We start from the raw sequence: 4,350 nt of genomic DNA, 5'->3' as shown, positions 1-4,350 counted from the left end.
AAAAAGATTCCAACTGTCTTTGGAAAAAGTGGTCAATTGGCATGGTTTAATGCAGATGTTCTTAACTATTCAGATTACTATCCTTTTGGAATGCTAGTGCCAAACCGTTTCGGGTCAAGCACAGCCTACCGCTACGGGTTCCAAGGACAGGAAAAAGATGACGAGATTAAAGGGGAAGGAAACTCACTGAACTATACCTTCCGTATGCATGACCCTAGGATTGGAAGATTCTTTGCCAGAGATCCGTTATTCAGAAAATTCCCAGAATTAACTCCTTATCAGTTCAGTTCTAATACTCCGATAATGGCGGTTGAACTAGAAGGGTTAGAAACAAGTAAAGACCCTAATAAGAAAGGTAAAGTTAAAAAAGAAACTGGTGATTGTGAAGGTTGTAAAGTAATTGGACTAGAAGCAGGTGATTTTGGGAGTGATGTTCAAAATCAGGTTTATACAGCAAAATTTGAGAATGTAACCAAAGAAGCTTTCGAAAATTTGAAAGCAAAATTTGTAGCTAATCCTGGAAATCTAAACGATAATGGATGGGCTGATTACGAACTTATTGACAGAGATGGAAGTGGTGGTGTTTCAGTTGGAGATCACGTAGATATTGACATTGCGGGTCCTGATAATGCTTCTGTTCTAGTTGAGAAAGTTAGCGCAAGCGGTGCTGGTTTTAATGCAAAATTCACAACATTAGAAGGACATACAGATGCAGGAAGTATCACGTTCACCGCTACTTATGATGAGAAAAGCAAAACACTGATTTATGTGATAAATAACACCACAAGAGCCAATACAGGCTTGTCGATAGTAACTCTTGGAGTTTCGGTTGGGGCAAGTAGATCAGCACAACAACAGCAATGGAAAGTAGTGATGTCTAATGTAGGAGATATTTTAGGTCTTGAACCATCCTCTGTCACAAGAACCATTAGTGAATATGATTATAATGATTGGACGAATAAAATAGGAAAATTAGAGTATACACAATCGAAAAGTATTTTGAAAGATGTTAAATACTTTATGAAAGATAAACGCAAAGGATTCAGTGGCGGATTTGGTGGCGGCGGATTTTCCGGAGGTGGTGCAGGAGGAAGTTGGAAAGGATTAGGCAGTGGCGGTGGATTTGGTGGCGGAGGCGCAAGCTCACGTTACTAAAAATAAAAATCCCGCTGTAGGCTTTTTGACTGTACTATTTTTTAACCTTTTATTTCTGAAGATAAAAATGATGCATACAGAGCTTAAACTCCCTTTAATTAAGGAGTTTAGGCTTTCTGTGTGTTAAAACTATAAATAACTAATTACTTGATTATGATTGACAACTGTTTGGTATTCTTTTTTTTAATAGCATTAATAATTGGGTTGCCTATTTTTCTTGGACTTTCTTTAACCAGAAAAAACAGAAAATGGTATAAGTTCTGTACGATTTTTCCAGTTGCGTCTATTTTTATTATTGGAATTGCTATTTATGTTTTTTCAGACGTATTAGATTTTAATTGCTATTGCACTGTATTCACTTTAAAATTGGATTTTCTATTAGTTTTGAGTGCCTATTTTTTTATTGCTATTGTACCTCTGTTTTTAATGTTGTTGGCTGGCGTCGTTTTTTGGTTTTTAGACTACCGCTCTATGAAAAATAAGTAAAACCCTTCTGAATTGTTTTTAAAAGAAATTCATTGAACCTTTTTTACGTAAAAAATCAGTTGCTTAACTTTCATATAAAATTGTATTTTTGGCACTCAAATTCATTTTATGAAAAAACCGAGTGACATTATACCGTTGTTTAAGCAGTTTATAAAAGAAACTGAAACAGGGAAGCGGCTTAAAAAAAATGGTGAGAAAATAAAGCCGGGCTCTATTGATAATTACAAATATGTACTCAATAATCTAATACAATTTTCGACAGACACTAATTTTGAGCTACGCATTTGCGAAGTCAACAAATTGAGTAAAAGAGAATTACAATCTGAAAAAAGTTATTGGAAAAAGTTTTACCAGAAATTTACCGAATACTTGTATAAAAAGGGCTGTCATGATAATTATGTTGGAGCTAACATCAAGGTAATCAGAGTTTTTTTTAATTATCTTAAAAACGATAAAGACTTTTTTACAGGTGATTTTCAGCGGTTGTTTTATGTCAGAAAAGAAGAGATTGACATTTTTGTGTTGTCTCCGGAACAGCTGAAATTTTTGATTCATGACAAAGAATTTGAAGGTCAGCTGCTAAAAAATGAACTTCGGGTAAAAGATATTTTTGTTTTTGGCTGCAGCACCGGATTACGGTATTCGGATGTTTTTTTACTGACAAACAAAAACTTTGAACAGCAGGATGGCGAATGGTATTTGAAGCTGAAGTCACTAAAAACAAAAACCTTCAGTTATATAAAACTATCTGGTTATGCGGTTGATATTTACCAGAAATGCAAGCCTAAAAGTGACAAGGTTCCTGTTTTCGGAAAGATAAGTTTGTTTAACTTTAATAAAACACTTAAAAAAGTAGGTGAGAAAGCCGGTTTCGTAGCGCCTGTTGAAGTTTCTCGGGAAAAACAGGGAAAGGTTAACAAACTGACAAAAAAGACGGATGTGGCCCAAAATCGCTTTTGTGACAAAATGAGTTCACACATGATGCGCAGAACTGCTATAACAACTATGCTTATTTTAGGTATGCCGGAACATTTAGTTCGGAAAATCAGCGGTCACAGCCATAGTAGCAGTTCTTTTAATCGGTATGTGCATTATGCTCAGGCTTACATGGATAAAGAAATTAGCAAAGTACATAGTAAGTTAGAAAGTTATTAAAAAAGCCACTCAATTGAGTGGCTTTTTTGTTTATTGATAGAATATTAATTCTTAAAAAAATGTAACTTTTTAAGGGTTAGGATTTTTGTTTACTCATTGCTTTGGGTGCAAATTGAAAATATCGTTATCAAATGAAGATATGAAATATTACTCTTTTTTTACAAAATTCACTTCTTTAGACAAATCCTGATTAAAAATCAATTCCCCGTTCTCTAATTTCACAAAATTAGTACAACCATTACAAACAGGTTGATTTATATAACCGTAATCTATCCATGAACTGAACATTATTTCAATTTCATCTCCTCTCTTTATTGATTTCCATACCCCGATGTTTCTTTTTACAGTATGATTTTTATCTTCATAATAATGAAGATACGTATTATCCTTTTTTAATTCCACGTAATGTGAAACATTGTTTTCATAATTATTGAAATATTTCCCAAGTAAACTTTCATTTTTACGATTACTGGTGTTACAACTAAATATGAAAAAAGTCATTATTAGTGATATTATGAGTCTTGATTTTCTTTTCATAAAATTATCTTTTAGGCTCAGTATTTTCAAAGAGAGATTGAAGTTTTACATCAATTTCCATTTCAAAAGTAAACTGTTGTTGAATGGTTGATAATGGCTTCTCATTATTGTTTCCTTCGTTTCTTGGATAATTTTCTCCAATATGAAGTAGTAATGAACTTCTGCTGGTAGGATTACTTATGGTAACATTCACTTTATTAGGATTGTCAGAAGCAGTTACGACAACATTAGCACCTCCAACAAAAAATTGAGGCAAATTTGAATCAACATGTTTCTCCACTGAATCTAAAAGTCCTGCATGATCAGGACTAAACTCTAACCCATATTTCATTCCTCCTTTTTTAAATTCTGAATAACTCATTTCTCCTGCCTTTTCCAGAAATTTAGTTGCAACTTCTTTAGCAACTCTACCTTCTAAAAAAGTATTAGCAAAAGCTTTATCACCTCCTAAATTAAAAGTTCTGGTATCTTTTCCTGTCCCAGTTGCAAACTCATATAGTAAAATAGCAACAGAATTATTAGGGTTGGTTTTGAATTGTTGTTGCTTTATCTCCTCACTTGCTTTATCTACGTCAGGATAGATTTTTTTAGCAAATTCCACTAAACTTTTAGTAGCTAAAGCATCTACAGTTTGCACTGCTTTTTTTACAGCAGCATCTTTTTTCTGTTCAATATATTCCGCTGATTTATTTTTTAATCTTTCAGCTTCCTTAATAATTTTATCGAGATAAGTCCCTAGTTCAAGCCCTTCTAACTCAACTCCCCAGATAGGTGAATTTTCACTAAAAGCATAAGGACTATTCCAAGCAAATGATTTTTCAAGCGGATCTTTCGCAAAAAACCTTCCCAAACGTGGATCATGCATTCTGAAAGTATAATTCAACGAATTCCCTGGTCCTTTCAACTCGTCATCTTTTTCCTGTCCTTGGAACCCGTAACGGTAGGCTGTGCTTGACCCGAAACGGTTTGGTACCAGCATTCCAAAAGGATAGTAATAAACAGGACTTAATTGCCTTG

The 4,350-nt window shown here is 33.9% G+C and carries 4 protein-coding genes; 2 read left to right on the top strand and 2 right to left on the bottom strand.

The features are described from left to right. Together ACRDEC_RS16880 and ACRDEC_RS16875 are read left to right on the top strand one after the other, a co-directional pair. Positions 1–1,155, top strand: a 1,155-nt coding sequence (locus ACRDEC_RS16880; protein WP_431499543.1) for an RHS repeat domain-containing protein, incomplete at its 5' end; no start/stop codon positions are given. A 594-nt stretch (positions 1,156–1,749) separates the two neighbouring features. Next, on the top strand, positions 1,750–2,796 hold the full coding sequence (locus ACRDEC_RS16875; protein ID WP_431499542.1) for a tyrosine-type recombinase/integrase: 1,047 nt from the start codon (positions 1,750–1,752) through the stop codon (positions 2,794–2,796). A gap of 147 nt (positions 2,797–2,943) precedes the next feature. Here ACRDEC_RS16875 and ACRDEC_RS16870 read toward each other — a convergent pair whose 3' ends face one another. Both ACRDEC_RS16870 and ACRDEC_RS16865 read right to left on the bottom strand, forming a co-directional pair. Further along, positions 2,944–3,297, bottom strand: a complete 354-nt coding sequence (locus ACRDEC_RS16870; RefSeq protein ID WP_431499541.1) for a hypothetical protein — start codon at positions 3,295–3,297, stop codon at positions 2,944–2,946. A 40-nt stretch (positions 3,298–3,337) separates the two neighbouring features. Beyond that, positions 3,338–4,350, bottom strand: a 1,013-nt coding sequence (locus ACRDEC_RS16865; protein WP_431499540.1) for an RHS repeat domain-containing protein, incomplete at its 5' end; no start/stop codon positions are given.

Source organism: Flavobacterium sp. (assembly GCF_050696275.1).
Taxonomy (GTDB): domain Bacteria; phylum Bacteroidota; class Bacteroidia; order Flavobacteriales; family Flavobacteriaceae; genus Flavobacterium.
This window is presented reverse-complemented; position numbering and strand designations above follow the sequence as displayed.

What these genes read in the sequence shown, in the direction of transcription:
- ACRDEC_RS16875 (WP_431499542.1), top strand. Translation starts at nt 1,750, where the DNA reads ATGAAAAAACCGAGTGACATTATACCGTTGTTTAAGCAGTTTATAAAA.
- ACRDEC_RS16870 (WP_431499541.1), bottom strand. Translation starts at nt 3,297, where the DNA reads ATGACTTTTTTCATATTTAGTTGTAACACCAGTAATCGTAAAAATGAA.